This window comes from Pseudomonas sp. Irchel 3F3 (assembly GCF_900187545.1).
GTDB lineage: Bacteria > Pseudomonadota > Gammaproteobacteria > Pseudomonadales > Pseudomonadaceae > Aquipseudomonas > Aquipseudomonas fortuita.
The window spans coordinates 353,055-375,957 of record NZ_FYDS01000001.1 but is presented as its reverse complement, the minus strand read 5'-3'; the positions used below and the strand labels follow the sequence as shown (position 1 = coordinate 375,957).

The 22,903-nt window shown below is 63.0% G+C and carries 23 protein-coding genes and 3 pseudogenes; 12 read left to right on the top strand and 14 right to left on the bottom strand.

Annotated features, from left to right (window positions below):
- Positions 1 to 73 precede the first annotated feature (73 nt).
- From psrA to CKW35_RS01750, 3 genes are all read left to right on the top strand, one after another.
- Positions 74 to 1,183, top strand: a complete 1,110-nt coding sequence (psrA, locus tag CKW35_RS01760) for an iron-containing alcohol dehydrogenase PsrA (protein ID WP_023047304.1) — start codon at positions 74 to 76, stop codon at positions 1,181 to 1,183.
- Between the two features lie 128 nt (positions 1,184 to 1,311).
- Positions 1,312 to 1,617: a hypothetical protein gene (locus CKW35_RS28785; RefSeq protein ID WP_371855214.1), complete on the top strand. Its 306-nt coding sequence runs from the start codon at positions 1,312 to 1,314 to the stop codon at positions 1,615 to 1,617.
- 69 nt (positions 1,618 to 1,686) lie between these two features.
- Entirely contained in the window at positions 1,687 to 2,622 is a 936-nt protein-coding gene (locus CKW35_RS01750) for a LysR family transcriptional regulator (RefSeq protein ID WP_095114875.1), read from the top strand.
- Here the strand turns inward: CKW35_RS01750 and CKW35_RS01745 are convergent.
- Positions 2,592 to 3,803 (bottom strand): MFS transporter, encoded by a 1,212-nt coding sequence (locus tag CKW35_RS01745; RefSeq protein WP_095114874.1) that lies wholly within the window; start codon positions 3,801 to 3,803, stop codon positions 2,592 to 2,594. The genes CKW35_RS01750 and CKW35_RS01745 overlap by 31 nt on opposite strands.
- Positions 3,804 to 3,997: 194 nt before the next feature.
- Between CKW35_RS01745 and CKW35_RS01740 the strand changes: the two genes are divergently transcribed.
- Together CKW35_RS01740 and CKW35_RS01735 are read left to right on the top strand one after the other, a co-directional pair.
- Positions 3,998 to 5,371, top strand: coding sequence for an 8-oxoguanine deaminase (locus tag CKW35_RS01740; protein WP_070086755.1), 1,374 nt, complete (start codon positions 3,998 to 4,000; stop codon positions 5,369 to 5,371).
- A 121-nt stretch (positions 5,372 to 5,492) separates the two neighbouring features.
- Positions 5,493 to 6,998, top strand: a complete 1,506-nt coding sequence (locus CKW35_RS01735) for a nucleobase:cation symporter-2 family protein (protein WP_095114873.1) — start codon at positions 5,493 to 5,495, stop codon at positions 6,996 to 6,998.
- A gap of 48 nt (positions 6,999 to 7,046) precedes the next feature.
- Here the strand turns inward: CKW35_RS01735 and CKW35_RS01730 are convergent, their stop codons facing one another.
- A complete protein-coding gene (locus CKW35_RS01730) occupies positions 7,047 to 7,778 on the bottom strand; it encodes an SDR family oxidoreductase (RefSeq protein ID WP_095114872.1) in 732 nt (243 codons plus the stop codon).
- A gap of 122 nt (positions 7,779 to 7,900) precedes the next feature.
- Between CKW35_RS01730 and CKW35_RS01725 the strand changes: the two genes are divergently transcribed.
- Positions 7,901 to 8,677: a LysR family transcriptional regulator gene (locus CKW35_RS01725; RefSeq protein WP_016486095.1), complete on the top strand. Its 777-nt coding sequence runs from the start codon at positions 7,901 to 7,903 to the stop codon at positions 8,675 to 8,677.
- Between the two features lie 28 nt (positions 8,678 to 8,705).
- Here the strand turns inward: CKW35_RS01725 and CKW35_RS01720 are convergent, their stop codons facing one another.
- From CKW35_RS01720 to CKW35_RS01690, 7 genes are all read right to left on the bottom strand, one after another.
- Complete coding sequence (locus CKW35_RS01720; RefSeq protein WP_024717939.1) at positions 8,706 to 10,118, bottom strand: MFS transporter; 1,413 nt, start codon at positions 10,116 to 10,118, stop codon at positions 8,706 to 8,708.
- 95 nt (positions 10,119 to 10,213) lie between these two features.
- Entirely contained in the window at positions 10,214 to 10,651 is a 438-nt protein-coding gene (gene aroQ / locus CKW35_RS01715) for a type II 3-dehydroquinate dehydratase (RefSeq protein WP_095114871.1), read from the bottom strand.
- A 3-nt stretch (positions 10,652 to 10,654) separates the two neighbouring features.
- Entirely contained in the window at positions 10,655 to 11,473 is an 819-nt protein-coding gene (gene aroE, locus CKW35_RS01710; RefSeq protein ID WP_095114870.1) for a shikimate dehydrogenase, read from the bottom strand.
- Positions 11,470 to 12,702: a CaiB/BaiF CoA-transferase family protein gene (locus tag CKW35_RS01705; RefSeq protein WP_095114869.1), complete on the bottom strand. Its 1,233-nt coding sequence runs from the start codon at positions 12,700 to 12,702 to the stop codon at positions 11,470 to 11,472. The genes aroE and CKW35_RS01705 overlap by 4 nt, the downstream gene beginning before the upstream one ends.
- Complete coding sequence (locus CKW35_RS01700; protein ID WP_095114868.1) at positions 12,699 to 13,154, bottom strand: MaoC family dehydratase; 456 nt, start codon at positions 13,152 to 13,154, stop codon at positions 12,699 to 12,701. The genes CKW35_RS01705 and CKW35_RS01700 overlap by 4 nt, the downstream gene beginning before the upstream one ends.
- The gene (locus CKW35_RS01695; RefSeq protein WP_095114867.1) at positions 13,151 to 13,549 is read right to left on the bottom strand and encodes a VOC family protein; all 399 of its coding nucleotides are present in this window, start codon (positions 13,547 to 13,549) and stop codon (positions 13,151 to 13,153) included. Before CKW35_RS01695 ends, CKW35_RS01700 begins: the two co-directional genes overlap by 4 nt.
- The gene (locus CKW35_RS01690; RefSeq protein WP_016486089.1) at positions 13,546 to 14,493 is read right to left on the bottom strand and encodes a ketopantoate reductase family protein; all 948 of its coding nucleotides are present in this window, start codon (positions 14,491 to 14,493) and stop codon (positions 13,546 to 13,548) included. The genes CKW35_RS01695 and CKW35_RS01690 overlap by 4 nt, the downstream gene beginning before the upstream one ends.
- Before the next feature lie 93 nt (positions 14,494 to 14,586).
- Here CKW35_RS01690 and CKW35_RS01685 point away from each other — a divergent pair, with 93 nt between their 5' ends.
- Positions 14,587 to 15,495, top strand: coding sequence for a LysR family transcriptional regulator (locus CKW35_RS01685; protein WP_016486088.1), 909 nt, complete (start codon positions 14,587 to 14,589; stop codon positions 15,493 to 15,495).
- A gap of 14 nt (positions 15,496 to 15,509) precedes the next feature.
- Here the strand turns inward: CKW35_RS01685 and CKW35_RS01680 are convergent, their stop codons facing one another.
- Positions 15,510 to 16,001 carry a GNAT family N-acetyltransferase gene (locus CKW35_RS01680; protein WP_023047290.1) on the bottom strand — a complete coding sequence of 164 codons (492 nt, stop codon included), beginning with the start codon at positions 15,999 to 16,001 and terminating at the stop codon, positions 15,510 to 15,512.
- 183 nt (positions 16,002 to 16,184) lie between these two features.
- Between CKW35_RS01680 and CKW35_RS01675 the strand changes: the two genes are divergently transcribed.
- Together CKW35_RS01675 and CKW35_RS01670 are read left to right on the top strand one after the other, a co-directional pair.
- Positions 16,185 to 16,775 (top strand): biliverdin-producing heme oxygenase, encoded by a 591-nt coding sequence (locus CKW35_RS01675; protein ID WP_016486086.1) that lies wholly within the window; start codon positions 16,185 to 16,187, stop codon positions 16,773 to 16,775.
- Positions 16,776 to 16,979: 204 nt separating this feature from the next.
- Positions 16,980 to 17,354 (top strand): hypothetical protein, encoded by a 375-nt coding sequence (locus CKW35_RS01670; protein ID WP_095114866.1) that lies wholly within the window; start codon positions 16,980 to 16,982, stop codon positions 17,352 to 17,354.
- A gap of 232 nt (positions 17,355 to 17,586) precedes the next feature.
- Here CKW35_RS01670 and CKW35_RS01665 read toward each other — a convergent pair whose 3' ends face one another.
- Positions 17,587 to 17,745, bottom strand: a complete 159-nt coding sequence (locus tag CKW35_RS01665; protein ID WP_016486084.1) for a DUF2986 domain-containing protein — start codon at positions 17,743 to 17,745, stop codon at positions 17,587 to 17,589.
- 204 nt (positions 17,746 to 17,949) lie between these two features.
- Between CKW35_RS01665 and CKW35_RS01660 the strand changes: the two genes are divergently transcribed.
- From CKW35_RS01660 to CKW35_RS01650, 3 genes are all read left to right on the top strand, one after another.
- On the top strand, positions 17,950 to 19,704 hold the full coding sequence (locus CKW35_RS01660) for a phosphoethanolamine transferase CptA (protein ID WP_080641008.1): 1,755 nt from the start codon (positions 17,950 to 17,952) through the stop codon (positions 19,702 to 19,704).
- A gap of 208 nt (positions 19,705 to 19,912) precedes the next feature.
- Entirely contained in the window at positions 19,913 to 20,581 is a 669-nt protein-coding gene (locus CKW35_RS01655) for a TetR/AcrR family transcriptional regulator (RefSeq protein WP_016486082.1), read from the top strand.
- Between the two features lie 64 nt (positions 20,582 to 20,645).
- Positions 20,646 to 22,106, top strand: coding sequence for an MDR family MFS transporter (locus CKW35_RS01650; protein WP_232895889.1), 1,461 nt, complete (start codon positions 20,646 to 20,648; stop codon positions 22,104 to 22,106).
- 10 nt (positions 22,107 to 22,116) lie between these two features.
- Here CKW35_RS01650 and CKW35_RS01645 read toward each other — a convergent pair.
- From CKW35_RS01645 to CKW35_RS01635, 3 pseudogenes are all read right to left on the bottom strand, one after another.
- Positions 22,117 to 22,389 (bottom strand): annotated as a pseudogene (locus tag CKW35_RS01645) (ABC-type transport auxiliary lipoprotein family protein); the annotation flags it as partial.
- Positions 22,383 to 22,697 (bottom strand): annotated as a pseudogene (locus tag CKW35_RS01640) (paraquat-inducible protein A); the annotation flags it as partial. The pseudogenes CKW35_RS01640 and CKW35_RS01645, both read right to left, overlap by 7 nt.
- A pseudogene (locus CKW35_RS01635) lies at positions 22,694 to 22,807 on the bottom strand (paraquat-inducible protein A); the annotation flags it as partial. The pseudogenes CKW35_RS01640 and CKW35_RS01635, both read right to left, overlap by 4 nt.
- Positions 22,808 to 22,903 lie beyond the last annotated feature (96 nt).

The window sequence follows — 22,903 nt, the reverse complement described above, 5'->3', positions numbered from 1 at the left end:
ATCAATCGATTGGATCGAAACCTGCCCGCCGACGAGCATGGCTGCACCTTCCAACAACAATAAGGAACTGCCCATGCCTGCCTGCTTCCACAACCCGGTCACCACCATTTTTGGCGGTGGCAGCCTGGATCAGATCGCCCAACACTGCCCCGGCAAGGTCGCCCTGGTCACCTTCCCCGAGGCCGAACAGCTCGGACTGGTCGCGCGGGTACGCAGCCTGCTGGGCGAGCGACTGGTGTGTGTGATCGACAAGGTGCAACCCAACCCGGATGTCGCCTGGCTGCGGGGTGTGCACGAAGCGTTCTGGGCACGGCACGGCGACTGCGATACGGTGCTGGCGCTGGGCGGAGGCAGCGCCATCGATACCGCAAAGGCGCTGATCGTCGGTACCGCTTCTGGCCACTTCGATGAACTGCTCGAGCTGCTGGCCAGCGGCAAACCGTTCACCCCGGCGCGACACAAGACCCTGGTAGCAGCACCCACCACCGCTGGCACCGGCAGCGAGGTGACGCCATGGGCCACCTTGTGGGACGCCGGCCAGCAGAAGAAGTACTCGCTGCACCTGACCTGTACATGGCCCAGCGTGGCGCTGATCGACCCGGAACTGATGCTCAGCGTCCCGGCCGGGGTGACGGTATCCACCGGGCTGGATGCCTTGTCCCACGCGCTGGAATCGATCTGGAACCACAACGCCAATCCGCTTTCCGACACCTTCGCCCTGTCGGCCATCGACGATATTCTCGACTGCCTGCCACGCCTGCAGCAGGACCTGGGCAACCGCGAGCTGCGGGCACGCATGGCGTTGGCTGCACTGAAGGCCGGGCTGGCCTTTTCCAACACCAAGACCGCTTTGGCTCACTCCATTTCCTACGAAATGACCTTGCGCCATGGCCTGCCCCACGGCATCGCCTGCTCCTTCACCCTGCCGTTGGTGCTGGGCCTGGCCTGGGGCCGTGATGCCGAGCGTGACCAGACCTTGCAGAAGGCCTTCGGCCGCGACCTGGCAGCGGCCCAACAGCGCTTGCGAGCATTTCTCCATCAGCTGGGCGTGCGCACTGAATTTGCAGACTATGGCGTGACAGCCGCCGAGGCCGAGGCGATGATCGACGCCGCAATGCAGGGCGCCCGCGGGCGCAATTTCATCGGCGCGCAAGCCGCCGGACATTTCGCGTTTTTCCTGTAGCACCTTTCAAGAGTGCCGACTCGCCGTGCCCCGTGGGCCGGCGCCAGAGAACAAAAGGAAACCGTCATGAACCGTGCACAAACCCTGACTGGCGCGCTGCCCAGCACAATGCCGTTTCGCCTCGCGCAATGGCGCGCTACCCGCAAATCGAACTGGAGACGTCGTTGGGCAGCGAAGCCGGGACACTGGAGCGGGTGTACAACTTCGACATCGACCTGGCCATCTTGGCCCTGTTGGAGTTCAACCTGCGCCTGAACACCCGGCTTTACCGCAACTACCCGATTCTGGCCATGGTTAACCGGGCTGGCGCGTGGAGAAATGCCGCAGGGCAGTTGAACCTGACGGCATGGCCCGGTTTGCCTGCGAACAACGCGTCATCTGTTTCGCGGGCAAACCTGCTGCTGCACGAAGGGCTGATACACATACGCCATTGATGAAATTTCCTTGTCAGCATTCAATATGCTCCACTGACAATGGAAATAAATTCATCAAAAAGGCCGGTCATGCACTCCTCCGAACGCCTCAAAGGCATTGATGTATTCGTTGCCGTCGCTGATCTGGGCAGCTTCACGGCAGCCGCAGAGCGGCTCAGCCTCACCAGTTCGGCCATCAGCAAAAGCGTGGCCCGGCTCGAGGCCCGCCTGGGGGCACGCCTGTTCAACCGCACCACACGCACCTTGTCGCTCAGCGAGGCTGGCGTCATCTTCTACCGCACCTGCACCTCGGTCCTGGCCGACCTGGAAGAGGTCGAGCACGCGCTGGTCAACCGCGACAACGAACCCCATGGCAAAGTCCGCATAGAACTGCCAGCCTCATACGGCCGCCTGCATGTGCTGCCGCTGATCCTTGACTTCATTCGCCTGCACCCTTTGCTGCAGCCGCACGTGTCGTTTTCTGACCGCTTTGTCGACCCGGTACACGAGGGCATCGATATCGTGGTGCGCATCGGTGGCCCGGATGCCTGGCCGGCGGCGCTCGGCCACCAGTATTTTGGCGCCCAGCGCCTGATGTTCTGTGCCGCACCCGCCTACCTGGAAAAGCACGGCGTACCGCAAGACGAACGCGACCTTGAACACCACCACTGCGTCGGCTACGGGCATACCGACGGCAGGGTCAGCCCCTGGTTCTTCAAGGGCCGCCAAGCTGGCGAAATGGAACGCCGCACCGTACAGCCGCGCATCGCGGTAGGCGACGGCGAAGGGGAAGTTGCAGCGGTGCTGGCCGGTCATGGCATTGGCCAGCTACCTACCTGGCTGACCCAGCAACACCTCGATCAAGGGCGCCTGGTCGAAGTGTTGCCCGCGCTGGCCACCGACGGCCTGCCGATGAACCTGGTGTGGCTCAAAAGCCGCGAGGGGCTACCCAAGGTCCGCGCGCTGCTGGACTACCTGCTGCCTCGGCTGACGCCTCATGGTACGCGGGCAAGCGATGCGCGCTGATGCGCAAGGCTGGCGACCAGCGGCACAAGCCCCAGCGCTACCAGCGCCACGCCTGCGGCAACATAGCCCAGGTATTCGATACCCAGGCCAGGGATGGTCAAGCCACCGAGTACAGCGCCCAAGCCAATCCCCGCATTGGCCGCGGACACATTGGTGCTACCGGCCAAAGCTTGGGCATGCGTCACAGCACCCATCACCCGCACCTGGCTGACGGGGTACAGCGCCGTGTTGGCCACACCCCACACCCCCAGTGCCAGGCAGAACACCAGACCTGCATGGGCCAACGGCACGATTGCCGCCATGCCGATGGCCAGCAGCACCAGAAACAGCGCCGTCGCCCTGAGCGGTGAACGGTCCACCGCCCGCCCACCCATCCAGTTGCCGAGCAGGCCCACCGCGCCAAAGCCCATCAGCCACCAACCGGTGTGCGCGGGTGGTACACCCGCCACCCGCTGCAGCAGCTCGGCCAGGTAGCTGTAACCTGTGAACATCGCGGTGAACACCACCACCGAAAGCAGCACATTGGCGAGGAAAAAGCGCTCTTTGAAAATGCGTGCCTGCTGCATGAAGTCGACTTTTGCCGCGCGTGCAACGTGCGGCATCCACACCCACATGGCCAGTGCCATCAGCAACGACAGGGCGGCCAGTACCCAGAATGCGCCACGCCAACCCACGGCATTGGACGCCACGGTGCCCAGCGGAATACCCAGCAACATCGCCGCCGAGATGCCCAGGTACACCTTGGAAATGGCTTGCCCTGCTTTATCAGGCTCGGCCAACTGGCCGGCCGTTTCACTGGCCGTGCCCCAGAACACCGGCAACGCCAGTGCCGGCACGACCCGCGCGATGGCCAGCACCCAGAAACTGGTCGAGGCCGCAGCCAATGCATTGGCTGCGGCAAATACCAGCAGAATGGTGATGAATAACCGCTTGCGGTCCAGGTGCGCCAATGCCGCCGTCAGGAATGGGCCGGCTAGCATCACAGTAAAGGCAAACAGCGTGACCAACTGGCCCGCCATCGAAATGGAAACCCCCAGGTCCTGGCTGAGCGCGGGCAACAAGCCGACAATCAGGAACTCGGTGGTGACGATCAAAAAGGCCGAAAAGGCAAGGATCGCGACGCTGATTGCAGCAGTACGGCCAGTGGCAGTAGCCCCAAGGCGGGGTTCAAAAGCAGACATCAAAACAGGCTCCAGAAAAGATGCTGCCAGTCTATTGGTAAATAAAATTCCTATTTTTGGTTATTTTTCACGAATTGAATGAATCAAGATCATCAATTGCAGTTGAATGTATACAACTTACAGGTTTCCTGATTACATTATCCCTCGCCTACGACCTCGGTAATCGCCAAGGCGTATTGCAACGGGCTTAAGCCATGTTATCTGCAACCGGTAAGCAAACCCTCCTCGTCAAAAACGCCGCACTTCTGGTCACCATGGACGGCGAACGCCGCGAGATCAAGAACGGCGGCCTGTACATCGAAGACAACCTGATCACCCAGGTCGGCCCCACCGACACCCTGCCACAACAGGCCGACGTGGTCCTCGACATGGCCGGCAAAGTGGTCATCCCAGGCCTGGTCAACACCCACCACCACATGTATCAGAGCCTCACTCGCGTGGTGCCGGCAGCCCAGGACGGTGAGCTGTTCAACTGGCTGACCAACCTGTACCCGATCTGGGCGCGCCTGACCCCTGAGATGATCGCGGTGTCGACCCAGACCGCCATGGCCGAACTGATCCTGTCGGGCTGCACCACCTCCAGCGACCACCTGTACATCTACCCCAACGGCTGCAAGCTGGACGACAGCATCCACGCCGCCGCCGAGATCGGCATGCGCTTCCACGCCGCGCGCGGCAGCATGAGCGTGGGCCAGAGCCAGGGCGGCCTGCCGCCGGACGCGGTGGTGGAAAAGGAAGCTGACATCCTCAAGGAATCCCAACGCCTGATCGAGGACTACCACGATGCCAGCCACGGCTCGATGCGCCGCATCGTGGTAGCACCCTGCTCACCCTTCTCGGTCAGCCGTGACCTGATGCGCGAAGCCGCCGTGCTGGCACGCCACTATGGCGTGTCGCTGCACACTCACTTGGCTGAGAACGTGAACGACATCGCCTACAGCCGCGAAAAGTTCGGCATGACCCCTGCCGAGTACGCCGAGGACCTCGGCTGGGTCGGTCACGACGTATGGCATGCCCACTGCGTGCAGCTCGACCAGCACGGCATCGAGCTGTTCGCCCGCACCGGCACCGGCGTCGCCCACTGCCCATGCTCGAACATGCGCCTGGCCTCGGGCATTGCCCCGATACGCAAGATGCGCGACCACGGCGTACCGGTGGGCCTTGGGGTCGACGGCTCTGCCTCCAACGACGGCGCCAGCATGATCGGTGAAGTGCGCCAGGCCCTGCTGCTGCAGCGGGTAGGCTTCGGCCCCGACGCCATGACCGCCCGCGAAGCACTGGAAATCGCCACCCTCGGCGGCGCCAAGGTGCTCAACCGCAACGACATCGGCGCCCTGGCCCCGGGCATGGTCGCCGACTTCGTCGCCTTCGACCTCGGCCACGTCGCCTATGCCGGTGGCCACCACGACCCGCTGGCGGCACTGGTGTTCTGCACCCCGACCCAGGTGCACACCAGCGTGATCAACGGCCGCGTCGTGGTGAAAGACGGCCAGTTGGCCACCGTCGACCTGCCACGCGTGCTGGAGCGCCACAACCAGCTGGCACACCAGTTGGTCAGCGGCAACTGATGGACCCGGGCTGCTGCGGCCAAGACCGGTTGCAGTAGCCCACGCCTCCCACTCAAAACTCAACGAATGCGACTGAGACCGTGCTGTTAGACGCATAAAACAATAAAGCGAGCTACTCACCATGACTTCTCCCGCTTCCCCTCGTCCCGAAGACGAGAACCTCGGCGTGGGCGCCAACCTGGCCTATGGCCTGCAACATGTGCTGACCATGTACGGCGGCATGATCGCCGTACCGCTGATCATCGGCCAGGCCGCAGGCCTCAGCGCTGGCGATGTCGGCCTGCTGATTGCCGCCTCGTTGTTCGCCGGTGGCCTGGCGACATTGCTGCAGACCTTGGGCATTCCCTTCTTCGGCTGCCGCTTGCCGCTGGTGCAGGGGGTTTCCTTTGCCAGCGTCGCCACCATGGTTGCGATCATCGGCAATGACGGCACCGGCGGCATGCAGGTGGTGTTCGGCGCGGTAATCGTGTCATCACTGGTCGGCCTGCTGATCACGCCGCTGTTCTCGCGCATCATCAAGTACTTCCCACCGCTGGTGACAGGCATCGTCATCACCACCATCGGCCTGACCCTGATGCCGGTTACCGCGCGCTGGGCCATGGGCGGCAACAGCCAGGCCGCCGACTTCGGCAGCCCGGCAAACATCGGCCTGGCGGCGTTCACCCTGGCCTCGGTACTGCTGCTGAGCAAGCTGGGCAGTGCCAGCCTGTCGCGCCTGTCGATCTTGCTGGCAATCGTGATCGGCACGCTGGCCGCGATGGCCACCGGCATGGCCGATTTCTCCCAGGCGCTGCAAGGGCCGTGGGTGGCCATGCCCGAAGTGCTGCACTTTGGCACCCCGCAGTTCCAGGTAGCAGCGATACTGTCGATGCTTATCGTCATTGTGGTGACCATGGTGGAGACTTCGGCAGACATCCTGGCCGTAGGTGAAATCATCGGCACCCCGGTGGACTCCAAGCGGCTGGGCAATGGCCTGCGGGCCGACATGATCTCCAGCGCCTTGGCACCGTTGTTCGGCTCGTTCACGCAAAGTGCCTTCGCGCAGAACGTCGGCCTGGTCGCCGTGACAGGGGTCAAGAGCCGCTACGTGGTGGCCAGCGCCGGCCTGATCCTGGTCACGCTGGGGCTGCTGCCGGTCATGGGCAGACTGGTGGCCGCGGTACCTACCGCCGTACTCGGTGGTGCCGGGCTGGTGCTGTTCGGCACGGTCGCAGCCAGCGGCATCCGCACCCTGGCCCAAGTGGACTACCGCAACAACATGAACCTGATCATTGTCGCCACCTCGATCGGCTTTGGCATGATCCCGATCGCGGCGCCGGGCTTCTATCACCACTTCCCGACCTGGTTCGAGACCATTTTCCACTCCGGCATCAGCTCGGCGGCGATCATGGCGATTCTGCTCAACTTGCTGTTCAACCACCTGCGCGCCGGCAACTCCGACCAACAGTCGGTCTTTGTCGCTGCCAGCGAACGCACCCTGCGCTACCGGGATATCGCCGGGCTGAATGAAGGTGATGTGTTCCGTGATGGCAAGCTGTATGACCGCCATGGCAACGAGGTGCCGATCATGGAGCCTGATGAGGGGCATTTGAAACCGTTCAAGGTGCCAGTGGCGCACATGCACTGACAGCACATCTCTAAAGCCTGGCGCGGCCTTATGTCGCGATCGGGCCAGTCATTGCTGCTGGCGGGTAGCGCACACCACGATTTCGCGGATGCACACGGACTGTGGCTGGCCATAGGCGAAACCGATGGTCTCGGCAATGGTCTCGGCCGTGAGCACCCCGCCCATCTCCTGCTTCCAGTCGTTGTAGCCTGCCTTGATGGCGGCATCGGTCGTGTGGCTGAGCAGTTCGGTGTCGACTGCGCCCGGCTCGATGGTGATTACCCGCACGTTGCTCGGGGCCAGTTCTTCACGCAGGTTTTCCGACAGGCCGGTAACGGCGAACTTGGTCCCGACATAGGCGACATGGTTGGGGAAGGCCTTGCGCCCGGCCACGGAACTCACGTTGATGATGGTGCCCTGCCCGCGCTCGACCATGCCACTGGCGACCGCATGGATCCCGTTGAGCAGGCCACGCACGTTGACGTCGAGCATACGGTCCCACTGCTCTGGGTCCTGGGTAGCGATATTGCCCAGCAGCATCACGCCGGCATTGTTGATGATCGCGTCTACCGGGCCGAAGCGCGTCTCGGCTTCAGCAACGGCTGCCAGCACAGCCGCGCGGTCGGTGACATCGACCGCCAGCGCCAGGCTGTTGGGCAGCTGCAGTTGTTGCATGGGTGCCAGACGGCGGGACAGCAGCAACAGGGCGTGGCCACGGCTGGACAGCAGCTTGGCGGTGGCCAGGCCGATGCCGGAGCTGGCACCGGTAATGACTACCAAAGGTTTATGGGTGTGGGTCATGGTCGCCATCCTGTTATCCGATTTGCCTATGGGTTAGAAGTAGAGCGAGTATAAAAGCTGCTTTTTCTTGCGAAAAATGGGAAATTCTTTTCGCAGCCATCGGCATCACTTATGGGTACCTCATGGATTATCGCCAGCTTCGCGCCTTCATCGCCGTGTTCGAAGAACGCAACATCACCGCCGCCGCGCGTTCGATACACCTCAGCCAACCGGCGCTTTCCGGTAGCATCAGGGCACTGGAGCAGGCGCTGGGCACCACGCTGTTCGTGCGCCAGGCCCGCGGCGTCGAGGTGACCGAGGATGCCCGCGCGCTGTACCCCGAAGCGCAGCGCATGGTCGCCGACGCCAACCGCCTGCTCGGCCGTTTCAAAGGCGATCGTGAACGTGCGCCGTTGCAGATCGGTGTGGAGCAGGACGTGAGTGCCGCTGTGCTGGGCCAGGTGGTGCTGGCAGCGGCGGGCATTCAGCCCCCGGTGCGCCTGCAACTGGTGAGCGGCTGCATGGGCGAGGTGCGGCTGGCCAGCGAAGAACTGCGCTGTGAAGATGAGTTGTTTCTGCCGCTGCACAGCGACCCGTTCGTGCTCGCGGTTGCGCACCAAACAACAACTACTCAAGCGCGCTGGGTCACCTGCCCTGCACAGCCCAGCCATCAGCGCCTGCAACCTTTCTACAGCGGTATTCTGGTCGCAGAAGCAGACACCTTTGCCCTGGCTTTGGAGCTGGTTGCCGCAGGCGTGGGTGCCGCGATCGTGCCGGAGTCACTTGCCACCGAACACCGCGGTGTGCGCATCGAGCCAATGCCGCAGCTCGACCTGCGCCGGCGTATCGGCCTGTGCTACTCGGCCCAGGCGCTGACGCTTGACGGCGTCATTCAGTTGCGCGATGCCTTGCAGGGTTGAGTGACCGGTACCGGCCCTGTCGCTGGTCTCAGGTGCGCAGCACCTGTTCCCCGGCGTTGCGCGGCAAGCGAATGGCATCGGCCAACGCCACACAGGCAATCAAGGCAACGCCAATCAACGCCCAGTGGAAGTCGCTGACCGTCAACCCGCCTTCGCCGCCCCGCACCATCATCGCCACACGCAGCAGCAATGCCACCACCGCAACACCCAACGCCATCGCCAGCTGGAAGCACATGCTGAATAACGTCGACGCCTCGCCCATCTGCTGCTTGGGCACTTCGGCAAAGCCGACGGCGTTGTAGGTGGTGAACTGCATCGAGCGCGAAAGCCCGCCCACGAACAACACCACGGCCATCCCGTACCACGGCATGCCTTGCTGCAAGCCCAGGCAAGCCAGAATGCAACCAACGCCAATCAGCCCGTTGACCAGCAACACGCGGCGGAAACCATAGCGGCGCAGCAAGCCGGTGGTAAACGGCTTCATCGCCAGGTTGCCAGCGAAGATCGCCAGTACCAGCAGCCCGGCATCCACCGGCGACAAGCCGAAACCAATCTGCAGCAGCAACGGGATAAGGAACGGCAAGGCACTGATCGAGAGGCGGAACAAGGTCCCACCCACGATGCTGACCCTGAACGTGGGGATAGACAAGGTATCCAGTGGCAAAAGCGGCGATGGATGCCGCTGACAATGGCGAATCGCCAACCAGGTAAGCAAGCCGCCCAGCGACACCAGTGCCAGCCCGGCGCCCAGGCTACCCCCCGCCAGAGAGCCAAGCATTTCCAGGCCGACCAGCCACGCTGCACATGCCGACGCCAGGCAAACGAACCCCAGCGTGTCGAAGCGGCGCTTTTCAGCTGACCGCGCATCAGGAATCAGTAGCCAGGCCGCCGCAATGGCCAGCAACCCGAGGGGGATGTTCAGGTAAAAGATCCAGGGCCACGACCAATGCGTGACGATCAGGCCGCCAAGCGGTGGGCCCAATACTGGCGCCACCAGGCCAGGCCAGGTGATTACCGCGAGCATTCTCACCAGGTCTTTTTTCTCGGTTGTGCGCAGCACCACCAACCGGCCCACCGGCACCATCAGCGCACCTCCAATGCCCTGCAGTACCCGAGCCCCGACAAAGGTTTCCAGGCTGGGGGCCATACCGCACAGCAACGAAGCCACGGTAAACAGCCCGATGGCGCCAGCAAAAACCCGTCGCGGGCCATAACGGTCGGCCACCCAGCCACTGAGTGGGATGAACACCGCAACGGCCAGCAAGTAGGCACTGATGCCGATATTCAGGCTGACCGCGCTTTCACCGAAGTCACTGGCCATTTGCGGCAGTGCCGTGGCAATCACGGTGGCGTCGAGGTTTTCCATGAAGAAGGTGATAGCGACCAGCAAGGCAATGCAGGTAGCGTGGCGGGAGGTATTGGTCACTGCCGGGCTAGACACGGTAGAGCTCCTTCGGGTCGGTGATGCATCATGGGCTTTTGAGCGCACCCTGTGGGCACGGACATGCCCACGCCCACAAAAGTCGATGCCTTGGCTCAAAGCATGCGCATGGCCGCACGCAACGCCAGCAGGTAGGTCTCTACGCCAAAGCCACAGATCTGCCCCCGCACCACGTCGGCAAACACCGAATGGTGCCGGAACGGCTCCCTGGCATGGATGTTGGACATGTGTACTTCTACCACCGGCGCTTCGAGAATGGCCAGTGCGTCGCGAATACCATAGCTGTAATGCGTCCACGCCCCGGCATTGATCAGCACCGCATCCACCCGTTCTACAAACGCCTGGTGGATTCGCTCGCACATGGCGCCTTCAAAGTTGGTCTGGAAGCTCTCGACCCGCGCCCCCAGTTCCTCGCCCAGCGCCCGCAAGGCCTGGTCGACATCGGCCAGCGTGGCCGTACCGTACTGGCGCGGGTCGCGTTTGCCGAACATGTTGTGGTTGATGCCGTGCAGCATCAGGACATTGGCGACCATGCCTTACTCCAGCGGGATCGTCAGGCGATCAATCACCGCACGCGTATCGGGCCGCACCCCGCGCCACCAGGCAAACGCTTCTGCCGCCTGTTCGACCAGCATGCCCACGCCGTCGGCCAGGTGTGTCACACCCCGCTCCCCGGCCAGGCGCAGGAAAGGCGTGAGGCCTTTGCCATACGCCAGTGCGTAGGCCAGCCGCGTGCCGCCAAGTACCCCGCCAGGTAACGGCGGCTGTTCACCGACAAGGCTGGCAGAAGTGGCATTGATCACGATGTCGAACGTTTGCCCTTCCAGCGCTTCGTAACGGCTGATACGCAACCTTGGGTGATCCAGCTCGTTGCGCAGCGCCAGGGCTTTGCTCATGTCGCGATTGGCAAGTACCAGCTCGCTGGGCCCAGCCTGCAGGAAGGGCAGTAACGCGCCACGAACCGCACCACCGGCGCCGAGCATCAGCACCCGCCGGTTGCGCAGCGGCTCACCGAGGTTCTCTTCGATATCCCGCAGCAAGCCGATGCCATCGAAGTTCTCGGCGAAGATATGGCCATCCTCGAACTTTAGCGCATTGGCCGCCCGCGCCAGCTCAGCCCGCTCGCTGCGCCGGTCGGCAAGCTCGAAGGCGCGCAGCTTGAATGGCGCTGTGATATTCATGCCCCGCCCGCCAGCACTGCAAAATTGCAGCACCTGGGTCTCGAAACCCTCGAGCTCGCCCTCGATCGCGCCGTACTCCAGGGTCTGACCGCTGGCCTGGGCAAACAGGCCGTGGATCAACGGGGATTTAGTGTGGTTGATCGGTCGGCCAATCACTGCATAGCGGTCGCTCATCGTGCATCTCCGTGGGTGAACAGCACACCGGCCGCTTGCATGGCGGTGATTTCTTCGGGACTGAAGCCAAGCCCCGCAGCGACCTCGGCATTGTGCTGGCCAAGGTCCGGGGCAACCTGATGGATCGTGGTATCGCAGTCAGAAAAGCGGAACGGCAGATTGGGCAGGCGCAAGGTGCCGTAGCGCGGGTGCTGCTGTTCGATGACCATGTTGCGAGCCTGAATCTGCGGATCGGCCAGCACTTCATCAATGCGTTGCACTTTGGCGCTGGGAATGTCGATGCCATCGAGCAGCTGCAAGATGTCGGCGACCCGACGCACACCGACCCAATCCCGGACTACCGCCAGAATCGCCTCGCGGTGTGCATTGCGGCCATTGAGCTTATGGTAGCGGCCATCGCTACCGAACCCAGGCGGGCCGCCATTGGCCTCGACCATGGCGGCGAAGCGCTGCCAGGCGTCGTCGACCTGAGCGGCGATGACCAGGTCGCCATCGGCTGCGCGGAAGACGCCATACAGGGTCGAGGTCGGCATGTCATGGCCGGTCTGCTCGGGTAGCACTGTGCCCTGCGACAACGTGTAGCACTGCACCGCATACTCGTGCATCGACACCAGCGTGTCGTACAGGGCCATGTCGATATGTTGTCCGCGTCCAGAGCTGACCCTGCCCAGCAGCGCCGCGTTGATCGCCGCTACAGCATGGATACCGGTGTACATGTCGCCAAGGGAAATGCGCAGCAACGGCGGCGCTTCGCCCGGCACGCCAACCATCTGCATGATGCCGCTCTTGGCTTCGGCGATCAGCCCGAAGCCGGCGCGGTGGGCATCAGGCCCGGTGTGGCCGTAGGCGGAGATCGAGCAGTAAACCAGACGCGGGTTACGCGCCGACAGCTCGGCATAACCAAGGCCAAGCTTGTCCAGGGCACCTGGACGATAGTTCTCGATGAACACGTCGGCCGAATCGGTCAGGCGTTGCATGAAGGCTTTGCCACGCGGGTCCTTCATGTTGACGCTGACGCCCAGCTTGCCCATGTTCAACTGCAGGAAGTAGCCGCTCTGCTGCTCGTCCAGGGTAAACGCATGCTGGCGCCCGGCATCGCCGCTGCCCGGCCGTTCGACCTTGATCACCTCGGCACCCAGCGCGGCCAGGCAGCGGCCCACATAAGGGCCGGCGAGGAAGTGGCTGTAGTCGATGACGCGGATACCCGCCAAAGGCAACGCCTGGCTCATGCCTCTGCCCTCCTTGGCACCATCAGGCGGTGCTCACCGCGCTGCACGACTTCGCCATTCTGGTTGATCAGTTCCGACGGCAGAACCACGATGCCCCAGCCCGGGCGACTTTTGCTGGGACGCATCGACCCCACGCGCATGCGTACCTGCAGCACATCGTTGACCTTGATCGGCAGTACGAAATCCCACATCCAACCCAGCGACATGCCTGGCACGAAGCGGTATTGGCATTGGGTCTTCAAGCCATCGGCGATCGACAACCCGAACAAGCCGTGGGCGACCAGGCAGCCGAAATGGCTGGCATTGGCGTATTCCTCATCGACATGGACCGGGGTGTGGTCGCCGGTAAGGGCGGCGTAAGCCAGGATGCGCTCGCGGGTTACCGTGTAGGTGGGGCTGAGGCATTCATCGCCTTCGCGGGCATCGTCCCAGAATTTCTCCACTACGCTCATGCCGATACCTCCGCACGCGGGTCGATGGCCAGTGCCTGGGCGACGCAAGTGGCCGGCGAGGCCTGGATGAACTCAACCGCCAGACCGTCCGGCAGGCGCAGCCAGTTGCGGCCCTGAGGCATTTCGCTGACGCCGAAGCGCTGGGCTGCGGCAAGGGCTGCTTCGAGGTCCTCGCACATGATGCCCAGGTGGGCCATGCGCCCCTCCGGCCCGGCGAAGTCAGGCTGGTGAATGAACTGCAGGCCGCCCAGCGTCCAGTATTGCGTGCGCTGCTCGACATCGCCCTGCGCTTCTCGCAGGGCCATACCGCACACTTCGTTGAAGAAACGGATATGCCACTGAATGTCGCGCACCCAGAAGGCAACGTGTTCGAGGTAGGCTTTCGGCTGGCTCATGGGTTATCCCTTTTCTGGTGATCGGCCATCGCGCGTTCAATGCCCTTGATACAGGCCACCAAGGTCGCGTTGACGGGGGTGGCAACGCCATGGCGCTGGCCCCAGCGCACGACGGAGCCGTTGATGAAGTCGATTTCGGTGATCGAGCCTTTTTCCAGGCTCTGCAGCATCGAGGTACGGAAGCTTGCCGGCAGGCCCTCGGCGGCCAGTGCCCATGCCGCATCTGGGCTGGTAAGGCCCAGCCTGATACCGGCCCGTTGTGCAACGGCCATTGCCTCGGCCACGGCAGCCTTGGCGGTGCTCTCGAGCAACGGTTCGCTGTACAGCTGGCCATAACTGAGCATGGTGATACCGCTGAGCGCGCCGGTTGCGACATTCACCAGTAACTTGTCCCACATGGTGCCGAGGATATTGTCACTGACCGTGGTGGCCAGCCCCGCAGCATTGAAGGCCTCGGCGATGGCCTGCACGCGAGGCGTCAGTTGCCCGTCCAGTTCACCGATGTAAGTGTGCTTACCCGCCACGCCAGCTCGGATCGAACCCGGTGCCAACAACACACCGCCGACATAGGTTTTGCCCGCCAGTACTCGCGCTCTACCGACGACCTCGGCCAGAATGTCTTCATGCCCGAGGCCGTTCTGCAGCGACAGTACCAGCGTCTGCGGCCCGAGCAGGGCCGTGGCACCACCCATCGCTTCAGCGGTGTGGAACGACTTCACCAACACTACGACCAGGTCAACCACGCCCACGTCGTTGGCAGCGGTGGTGGCATTGACACGTACTTGCCGCTCGCCGTGTTCGTCCTGTACTTGCAAACCGTGCAGGTTGATGGCTTCGACATGCTCACGGCCACGGTTGAGCAGCCAGGTTTGGTGCCCGGCCTCACTCAACGCCGCGCCAATAGCGCAGCCCAGGGCACCGGCACCCAGAATGCAGATTTTCAAATCGCAGACCTCCTGTGGTTTGCGATTACCTTATGCAGCGTCTCCCGATCGGGCTATACAATGGCCTCAATACACCTATTGAGAATTGCAATAATGAGTGCCGCCGATGCCCTGCCCGAGCCCAAGTTGCTGCAACTGTTCGACCTGCTGTATCACTGCCGCAGCGTTACGCGTGCCGCAGAGCAGCTGGGCCAAAGCCAGCCAACCATCAGCATCTGGCTGGCCCGCCTGCGTCAGCAACTGAACGACCCGTTATTTGTCCGCACCCCCGGTGGCATGGCCCCGACTCCGCGCGCCGACCAGTTGATCGGGCCCTGCCGCGAAGTACTCGAATCGCTGCGTCGGCTGACGGCGTGGGAACCGCAATTCACACCCGCCACCGCGCAAAGACACTTTCGCCTGTGTGTCAGCGATGCCAGCCATATCACCTTGCTGCCGAGCATCCTCAACTACCTGCGCAGCCATGCCCCCGGCATTCGCCTGGAGGCGGCGCGCATCGACGGCAATAGCGAAAGTGCCCTGGAGTCGGGCGAGGCCGACCTGGCCATTGGTTTTGTGCCCTGGCTGGGAGGCGGGATGTATCAGCAGGTATTGTTCGATCAGGACTGGGTGTGCCTGAGCAATCGCCAGCACCCGCGCCTCGCCCATGGCATGAACGTGGCCCGCTACCAAGCCGAAGGCCATGTACAGATCAGCGCAGGCACCGGCCAGAAGTTGCTGGAGGCGGGGCTGGCCCGGGCGGGTATAGAGCGCCGGATCGTGCTGGATCTACCGGCGTTCCTGGGGCTGGGGATGATCGTTGGCAGCACCGACCTGGTCGCCACCCTACCAAGGCATATCGGCCAGACCCTTGCCGACATGCACGACCTGCAAGTGCACGACTGCCCATTCGCTGTGGAGGGCTTCACCGTGAAACAGCACTGGCATGCGCGCTATCACCAAGACAGTGGCAACCGCTGGCTCAGGGAAGTGATCCACGGTCTTTTCGGTCGATCGGCCTGATCCTGGCCCATGGATTACAGCGCGAGGATCATTTCATGCCAGGCCATGCCGCCATGGTCCGAAGGCGACGGTTTGACGTACTGATATCCCATCTTCTGGTACAGCGCCACATGCTGCTGCTTGCACATCAGGTGAATGGCCTGTTTGCCTGACGCCTTCATGCGGGCGATGAATTCGTCCATCAACCGCTTGGCGTAACCGTTGCCCTGGTGCGCAGGGTCCACCACCACCGACATGATCACCACGTTCGGTGCTGCCGGGTCATGGCCGACCAGTTCCTTGAAGTCTTCATCAGACATGACCACTTCGTAGGCGCAACCGCTATTGATGAAGCCGACGATTTCACCCATGTTTTCCAGGATGAGGAAGCCGTGCGGATACTGCGCGATGCGGGTGCGGATTTTTTCCAGCGTGGCCGCTTCATCTCCTTCATAGGCGCCGATTTCAATGGCGTAGCAGCGCTCGGCGTCTGCAACGGTGGGGGTACGGAACTGTAGGGTACTCATGACTGGCTCCCGGGGAACTTGAATGCGTCAGCCATGTTAAATCAGTCGCGGGCAAGCCGCTCCTATAGCCCAAGGGCTGGTGTTTTTTCGACCCACCGACGTGCGGGGCTCTCGCTCGCGCTTGCCGCCTACCCTTGCTGGCAAGCATGATTGACACATTGCCTTCTTGCCACGGATACACCCATGACAGCTGTACACTCCGACCTCTTGCAGCCGAGCCGCTGCCAACGCCTGAAAGCGGCTAGCAGCCGGGACCATGACAGCGTTGATCAACTGGTAATGGCGGCCCGGCCCTTCGAGAGCCACGAGCGTTATGGCCGCTTTCTGCAGGTGCAGCACCGTTTTCATGGCAGCCTAGTGGCGCTTTACCAGGATGACCAACTCAACCAGCGCCTGCCGGGCCTGGTGGCGCTGTCACGCTTCGCGGCAGTAGAGGACGACTTGCGTGACCTGGGCCTGTCGCTGCCAGCGCCGCCTCGACAAGTCAGCGCCAGCCCGGCCCAGGCGCTGGGATGGCTGTATTGCAGTGAAGGCTCGAACCTGGGGGCGGCGTTCCTGTTCAAGCAAACCCAGCGCCTGGGCCTGGATGGCGATCAGGGTGCCCGCCACCTGGCACCGCACCCCGATGGGCGCGCGTTGCACTGGCGCGAGTTCGTGGCCAGGCTTGATGGCCTGGTGCTGACTGACGAGCAAGAGGCCGAGGTGATTGTGGGTACGATTGCCGCGTTCGACAGTTACCGGGCACACCTGCGAGAAGTGTTCGCAAGCCAATGAACAGTAGATCGCTGCACGCGCACAGTCAGGCTTGTGGAACGTAGTGACCAGGCATCATAAATTTCTACAAGTTGTTGCTGTAGCGAACTTTTTCCCGTTTGCCGGTCTATGTGGGAGGCACAGAAAGGTAGCGGAACGCGAGACAAGGTTCGTCCACACCTGCTGGCCAGATGGCTCAATTGTTATCAGAGGTTGGCTTCGCTCATGAAAATACATGTCGCAAGGTTGGTGCTGCTCGGCCTGTTCTCGTTCGCGGCGGTGGGCACGGCATCCGCAACTCAAATGAAAGCACCGGTGGCGATGGCGCCTGCGGTTCAGTCACCGTTACAGCCTGCCGCCAACCCCTGGTCGAAGGTGGCCAGTGTAGCCAATGCACAGCCGGCCACGCTGCTGGCTCACGACGACGACCGCTGGCATGACCACAGAAGCGACTGGCGCCGTGAGCAGTGGCGGCGGGAGCAAGCCCGGCGGGACTGGGAGCGGCGGCGTGACTGGGAACGGCGCCGTGATTGGGAGCGCCGCCATGAGCGTGCCATGCACCAGCGCCACCATGGCGACTACCGTTATTACCGCCGTTGACCATCACGCCTGATGCGGGTCGCACGCTCTGTGGGACAGCTGTCTGGTACTGCTTGATCTGGCCTCATCGCCGCCTGGCCAGCGCCCACAGGTGCAGCGCAAGCTTCAGACTTATGCAGTACCTGTGAAAGCAGCCCCGGCAAGGGTTGCCGTGACGCTGAAATCTGGGGCCGCTATGCGGCCCTATCGCGACGCAAGGCCGCTCCCACAGGGTAAGTTTCCAATTCCGCTATCAGCTTTGCGCTGCATCAGGGGTATCCCCCGCCGCCTCTGCTTCCATCTTCAAGCGGTCTGCCTTGCAGATGTACTTGGGCTTGCGCGGCGCCAGTTTGGCATTGGCCTTTTTGGCATGCGCCTCCAATAGCTGCTTGATTTTCTTTCGACGATTCATAATCCACAGGGCCTGTCAGTGCGGTTTTGCAGACCACATAGTACCTGTGTGGTCGGCGTATTGCGCCAGTAAACATGGCGCCGGGTAACCGGCCAGCCCCTGTCAGTCGCCACGTTGACGTTATTTTCACACGCCGCAGATTAGCGTCACGCCCTTTAAGGTCACGGGCACATCCGCTGGCCGTCAAGGTACGACGAGGCATACGTGTCACACACTACATCCCCCACCGTGCGCACGCGCGTGGACTGGGCCGGCCTGGGCTGGCTGCTGCTGTTCTTCTGGTACTTCTCTGGCGTCACCCAGGCATTGCTGTTGTTCAGCGGTACTACCGGCTTCGCCGGTTTTCGCGATGCGTTCTTCCTCAGCAGCCTGTGGCTGGCCCCGGTGTTGCTGCTGCCCCGCTTCACCCGTGCCACGGCGGCCGTCATCGGCCTGGTGCTGTGGGCTGCATCGCTGGTGGGCTTGAGCTACTTCGGCATCTATCGCCAGGAGTTCTCGCAAAGCGTCATCTTCGTGATGTTCGAATCCAATACCGCCGAGGCCGGTGAATACTTCAGCCAGTACTTCAGTGTGTGGCTGGGCCTGGCGCTGCTGCTGTACACGCTGGGTGCGGTACTGCTGTGGAAGCGCGTGCGCCCGGTCAGCCTGCCCCTGCGCAGCCGCCTGCCGGTGGTGGCCCTGTTGCTGGTGGCCAACCTGGTGTACCCGTTCTACAAGCAGATGGTCACCCAGGAGCGCAACTTCGCCGATGCCGCCGAGAAGGTGCAGCAGCGCATGGAGCCCGCCGTGCCCTGGCAACTGCTGGTGGGCTACCGTCAGTACCGCCAGCAACTGGACAACATGCAGGAGTTGCTGGCGCAGAATGCCGCGTTACCGCCTCTGCAAAACCTGCGTGACAGCAGCGGTACGGCGCCACGCACCTTGGTGCTGGTGCTGGGCGAGTCCACCACCCGCGAGCACATGCACCTGTACGGCTACAACCGCGACACCACACCCAACCTCGACGCGCTGGCGGCCAGCGACAAGGGCCTGACGGTGTTCCGCGACGTGGTATCCCCACGCCCGTACACCATTGAGGTGATGCAGCAGATCCTCACCTTTGGCAACGAGCAAAACCCGGACCGCTTCCTTACCGATCCCTCGCTGATCAACCTGATGAAACAGGCAGGTTACAAGACCTTCTGGATCACCAACCAGCAGACCATGACCAAGCGCAACACCATGCTGACCACCTTCTCGCAGCAGACCGACGCGCCGGTCTACCTGAACAACCAGCGCAACCAGAACGCCAGCCAGTACGATGACGTGGTGCTGGCGCCGTTCGAGAAGGCCCTGCAAGACCCGGCGCCAAACAAGTTCATCATTGTGCACCTGCTGGGCACGCACATGGACTATCGCTTCCGCTACCCGAACGACTACGCGCACTTCACCGATGGCCAAGGCGTACCGAAAGTGCTGACGCCAGACCAGGTAGAAACCTACAACTTCTACGACAACGCGGTGCGCTACAACGACTACGTGGTTTCGAGCCTGATCAAGCGTTATGCGGCCGGCAGCCCCAATGGCTTCCTGCTGTACCTGTCTGACCACGGCGAAGACGTGTACAGCTCCGGTAACCACGACCGCCTGGGGCGCAACGAAGGCGCACCGACCCGGCCGATGTACACCATCCCGTTCCTGCTGTGGACCTCGCCACGCTGGCAGGCCGAGCACCCCCGCGACCTGCAGGCGATGGCCAGCCGCCCTTACAGCAGTTCGCACCTGATCCATACCCTGTCCGACCTGGCCGGGCTGAGCTACGACCGCTTTGAGCCGGCCAAGAGCCTGGTGAGCACGGAATTTGTCGTGGCACCACGCTGGATTGGTGACCCGTACCGCAAGGATGGCTTGCGCGAGTTCGACCACCTGCCACTGGACAAGCCCGGGCAGGTGCAGGAAACGGCCAGTAATCACCAGTAGATCGTCACGTGTAGGGGCAGCCTTGTGCTGCGAAGAGGCCGGTATTGGAGGCATACGGATGCGTGGCCTGTACCGGCCGCTTCGCAGCACAAGGCTGCTCCTACAAGAATCGCGATAGGCCGTTTGCCGTATAAATTAAATTTAAATTGATTTTAGATTAAGTCTCAGCCACGCTCTGCCCACATTCCTGGTTTGCAGAGTACCCACCATGTCCGCAGCCCCCCGCGAACCCCGCAAGGACGGCGCCGTCACCCGTACGCGCATCCTCGAAGCCGCCGGCGAACTGTTCGCCGCACTGGGTTACGCCGAAACCAGCAACAAGGCCGTCGCGGCCAAGGCCGAGGTCGACCTGGCGTCGATCAATTACCATTTTGGCAGCCGCAATGGCCTGTACCTGGCCGTGCTCGACGAGGCCCGCCAACGCTTCCTCGACCTCAGCGACCTGCAACGCATCACCCAAGGCAGCCAGACACCGGCCGAAAAGCTGCGCGTGCTGGTGGAACTGGTGGTGTACAAGGCCACGCAGGCCCGGGACAACTGGCACTTGCGGGTACTGGCCGCAGAAATCCTCGCCCCCAGCCCTCATGGCCAGGCGCATCTGCAGGCGGCCGCCCCCCTGCGCCTGTCACTGCTCAAGGGGCTGTTCAGCGAGGTCAGCACCATCCCCGTCGACGAACCGGCCCTGACCCGCTGCATCCTGTGCGTCACAGCGCCGTGGGCAATGCTGCTGATCGGCCCGCGCGGCGGCTCCGGGGCGCTGCACGAAATTCTGCAGATGCCCAGCGAGGCCGTTGCTGCGCAGCTTTACCGCTTTGCCCTTGCAGGCCTGCAGGACGCTGGCCAGCAGCATGCCCAGGCCAACGCCACACCCAGCTGAGGTAAGCACCGTGCAACCTGTATCCAATGATACCTCCCCCGCCGCAACGGACGCGCAAACCTCCATGCCACTGCTGCTGGCAGCGCTGATGCTGGTGATGTTCCTGGCCGCCCTCGACCAGACCATCGTCTCGACCGCACTGCCAACCATCGTCAGCGACCTCGGTGGGCTGCGCTGGCTGTCGTGGGTGGTCACCGCCTACCTGCTGGCCTCCACGGTAGTGGTGCCGCTGTATGGCAAGTTCGGTGACCAGTTCGGCCGCAAGCGCGTGCTGCAGGTGGCCATCGTGCTGTTCCTGCTGGGCTCGGCCTTGTGTGGCGCAGCACAGGACATGGCCCAGCTGATCGTCTTCCGTACCCTGCAAGGGCTGGGTGGCGGCGGCTTGATGGTGGTGGCGATGGCCGCCATCGGTGATGTCATCCCGCCTGCCGAACGTGGCCGCTACCAGGGCCTGTTCGGTGGCGTGTTCGGCCTGGCCACCGTGGTAGGGCCGCTGATCGGCGGTTTTCTGGTCGAGCAGCTGTCGTGGCACTGGATCTTCTACATCAACCTGCCCCTGGGCCTGCTGGCGCTGCTGGTTATCGGCAGTGTTTTCCGCCCGCACGTGGCCCTGGTACGGCATACGGTGGACTACATCGGCGCGTTCTTTCTTACCGTGGCATTGGCGGCCCTTGTACTCATCACCAGCCTGGGCGGCAGCTTGCTGGCGTGGCAGTCGCTGGACATGCTTTGCCTTTCGCTGTTCGCCCTGATCGGCCTGGTCGGCTTCGTCCTGGAACAACGCCGCGCCGCCGAGCCCATCATGCCGCTGCACCTGTTCCGTCACCGTACCTTCGTGCTTGCCGGGCTGATAGGTTTCATCGTCGGGGTGTCGCTGTTCGGCGCGGTCACCTTCCTGCCGCTGTACATGCAGGTAGTCAAGGACGCCACGCCCACCAGCGCCGGGCTGCAGATGCTGCCGCTGATGGGTGGCCTGCTGGTGGTGTCGGCGATTACCGGGCGGCTGATCAGCCGCTGGGGGCGTTACCGGGTGTTCCCGATCCTCGGCACGTTGCTGCAAGCCATTGCCCTGGGCCTGCTCAGCCGGCTGGAGCTGGATACCCCCATGGCGCTGATGAACCTGTACATGGGCTTGCTGGGTGCCGGCCTGGGGATGGTCATGCAGGTGCTGATCCTGGCCGTGCAGAACAGCGTCGAGTTGCGCCACATGGGCGTGGCGACCTCAGGGGCCACCTTGTTCCGCTCGATTGGCGGCGCCATTGGCGTGTCGTTGTTCGGCGCCCTGTTCTCGCATGCCTTGCTGGGTGGCCTGGGCAGTGACTTCGCCGCCAGTGCCGGGGGAGCCGCAAGCCTTTCGCCAGCTGCCGTCCATGCCCTGCCCGCCGCCCTGCAGCACAGCTACCTGCAGGCATTTTCCGGGGCGATGCATGGCGTGTTCCTGCTGGCCGCAGCGATCACCAGCGTGGCTTTCGCACTGTCCTGGCTGCTGCGTGAGGTGCCGCTACGCAAAGCGACGCAGGGTTGACGACAGGCCTTCAGGCAGCTTGCAAGCAGCTACCCCGACCGGCACTGCCCCGCACCGCCTCGGCCAGCTTGCGCAGGTTGGCCTGATGCGCATTCACCAGGCTGGTGATGCTGTTGTCAGCCACCGTCTGCACCGAGGTGCGGCAGGTCAGCTCAGCCTGCCCTACCCGCTTCAGCCGCCACACAGCGTCCAGCGAGGCATAGCGCCCCGGCACCGTATCGAAGCGCTGTACGTCCACCCGCAGTGCCGCAGTGCCGCCACCCGCTGGCCCACCCAGCTGGCAATGAAGATCATCAGCGCGATGTCCCAGGCGCCGGCCTCCCAGAACTCCAGCACGCCACCACCAATGGTGCTTTCACTGCCACTGCCAAGCATTTGGGTGTGTATCACCGGCAGTAGGTTGGCAGGGATATAGAACACCAACGCCGCCAGCAGAAACGCCCAGCCCCGAGTGATGGCATTGGCTTTGCGTCGGTGGATGGCTGCACCGCAGCGGGTGCATCTGTGAGCGCCGCTACTCAGCTCACAGGCCTGGCCGCAGCCATGGCACAGGCACAGGCCCAGCTCGTCGGCGTTGGCCGGGTCATTCATACCTGCACCCACAAGTCGCGAATATCCTTGCCGGCGATATGGATGATCAGCATGCTCAACGCGGCCAAGGCCAGCAGGCCGATACCGGGGATCGCCGGCAAAAGGCGCGCTCGTGCTTGAGCAGTGGCGCACGCTGGTACACCGTGTCGCAGTACTCACAGATGATCAGATCCTGGCGCTGCTAGTGCGTGCCGCACGGCATGCCC

Excerpts from the sequence above, each read along its gene's own strand:
- psrA (WP_023047304.1), top strand. The coding sequence starts at position 74 with ATGCCTGCCTGCTTCCACAACCCGGTCACCACCATTTTTGGCGGTGGC.
- CKW35_RS28785 (WP_371855214.1), top strand. The coding sequence starts at position 1,312 with ATGGCGCGCTACCCGCAAATCGAACTGGAGACGTCGTTGGGCAGCGAA.
- CKW35_RS01750 (WP_095114875.1), top strand. The coding sequence starts at position 1,687 with ATGCACTCCTCCGAACGCCTCAAAGGCATTGATGTATTCGTTGCCGTC.
- CKW35_RS01745 (WP_095114874.1), bottom strand. The coding sequence starts at position 3,803 with ATGTCTGCTTTTGAACCCCGCCTTGGGGCTACTGCCACTGGCCGTACT.
- CKW35_RS01740 (WP_070086755.1), top strand. The coding sequence starts at position 3,998 with ATGTTATCTGCAACCGGTAAGCAAACCCTCCTCGTCAAAAACGCCGCA.
- CKW35_RS01735 (WP_095114873.1), top strand. The coding sequence starts at position 5,493 with ATGACTTCTCCCGCTTCCCCTCGTCCCGAAGACGAGAACCTCGGCGTG.
- CKW35_RS01730 (WP_095114872.1), bottom strand. The coding sequence starts at position 7,778 with ATGACCCACACCCATAAACCTTTGGTAGTCATTACCGGTGCCAGCTCC.
- CKW35_RS01725 (WP_016486095.1), top strand. The coding sequence starts at position 7,901 with ATGGATTATCGCCAGCTTCGCGCCTTCATCGCCGTGTTCGAAGAACGC.
- aroQ (WP_095114871.1), bottom strand. The coding sequence starts at position 10,651 with ATGGTCGCCAATGTCCTGATGCTGCACGGCATCAACCACAACATGTTC.
- aroE (WP_095114870.1), bottom strand. The coding sequence starts at position 11,473 with ATGAGCGACCGCTATGCAGTGATTGGCCGACCGATCAACCACACTAAA.
- CKW35_RS01705 (WP_095114869.1), bottom strand. The coding sequence starts at position 12,702 with ATGAGCCAGGCGTTGCCTTTGGCGGGTATCCGCGTCATCGACTACAGC.
- CKW35_RS01700 (WP_095114868.1), bottom strand. The coding sequence starts at position 13,154 with ATGAGCGTAGTGGAGAAATTCTGGGACGATGCCCGCGAAGGCGATGAA.
- CKW35_RS01695 (WP_095114867.1), bottom strand. The coding sequence starts at position 13,549 with ATGAGCCAGCCGAAAGCCTACCTCGAACACGTTGCCTTCTGGGTGCGC.
- CKW35_RS01685 (WP_016486088.1), top strand. The coding sequence starts at position 14,587 with ATGAGTGCCGCCGATGCCCTGCCCGAGCCCAAGTTGCTGCAACTGTTC.
- CKW35_RS01680 (WP_023047290.1), bottom strand. The coding sequence starts at position 16,001 with ATGAGTACCCTACAGTTCCGTACCCCCACCGTTGCAGACGCCGAGCGC.
- CKW35_RS01675 (WP_016486086.1), top strand. The coding sequence starts at position 16,185 with ATGACAGCTGTACACTCCGACCTCTTGCAGCCGAGCCGCTGCCAACGC.
- CKW35_RS01670 (WP_095114866.1), top strand. The coding sequence starts at position 16,980 with ATGAAAATACATGTCGCAAGGTTGGTGCTGCTCGGCCTGTTCTCGTTC.
- CKW35_RS01665 (WP_016486084.1), bottom strand. The coding sequence starts at position 17,745 with ATGAATCGTCGAAAGAAAATCAAGCAGCTATTGGAGGCGCATGCCAAA.
- CKW35_RS01655 (WP_016486082.1), top strand. The coding sequence starts at position 19,913 with ATGTCCGCAGCCCCCCGCGAACCCCGCAAGGACGGCGCCGTCACCCGT.
- CKW35_RS01650 (WP_232895889.1), top strand. The coding sequence starts at position 20,646 with ATGCCACTGCTGCTGGCAGCGCTGATGCTGGTGATGTTCCTGGCCGCC.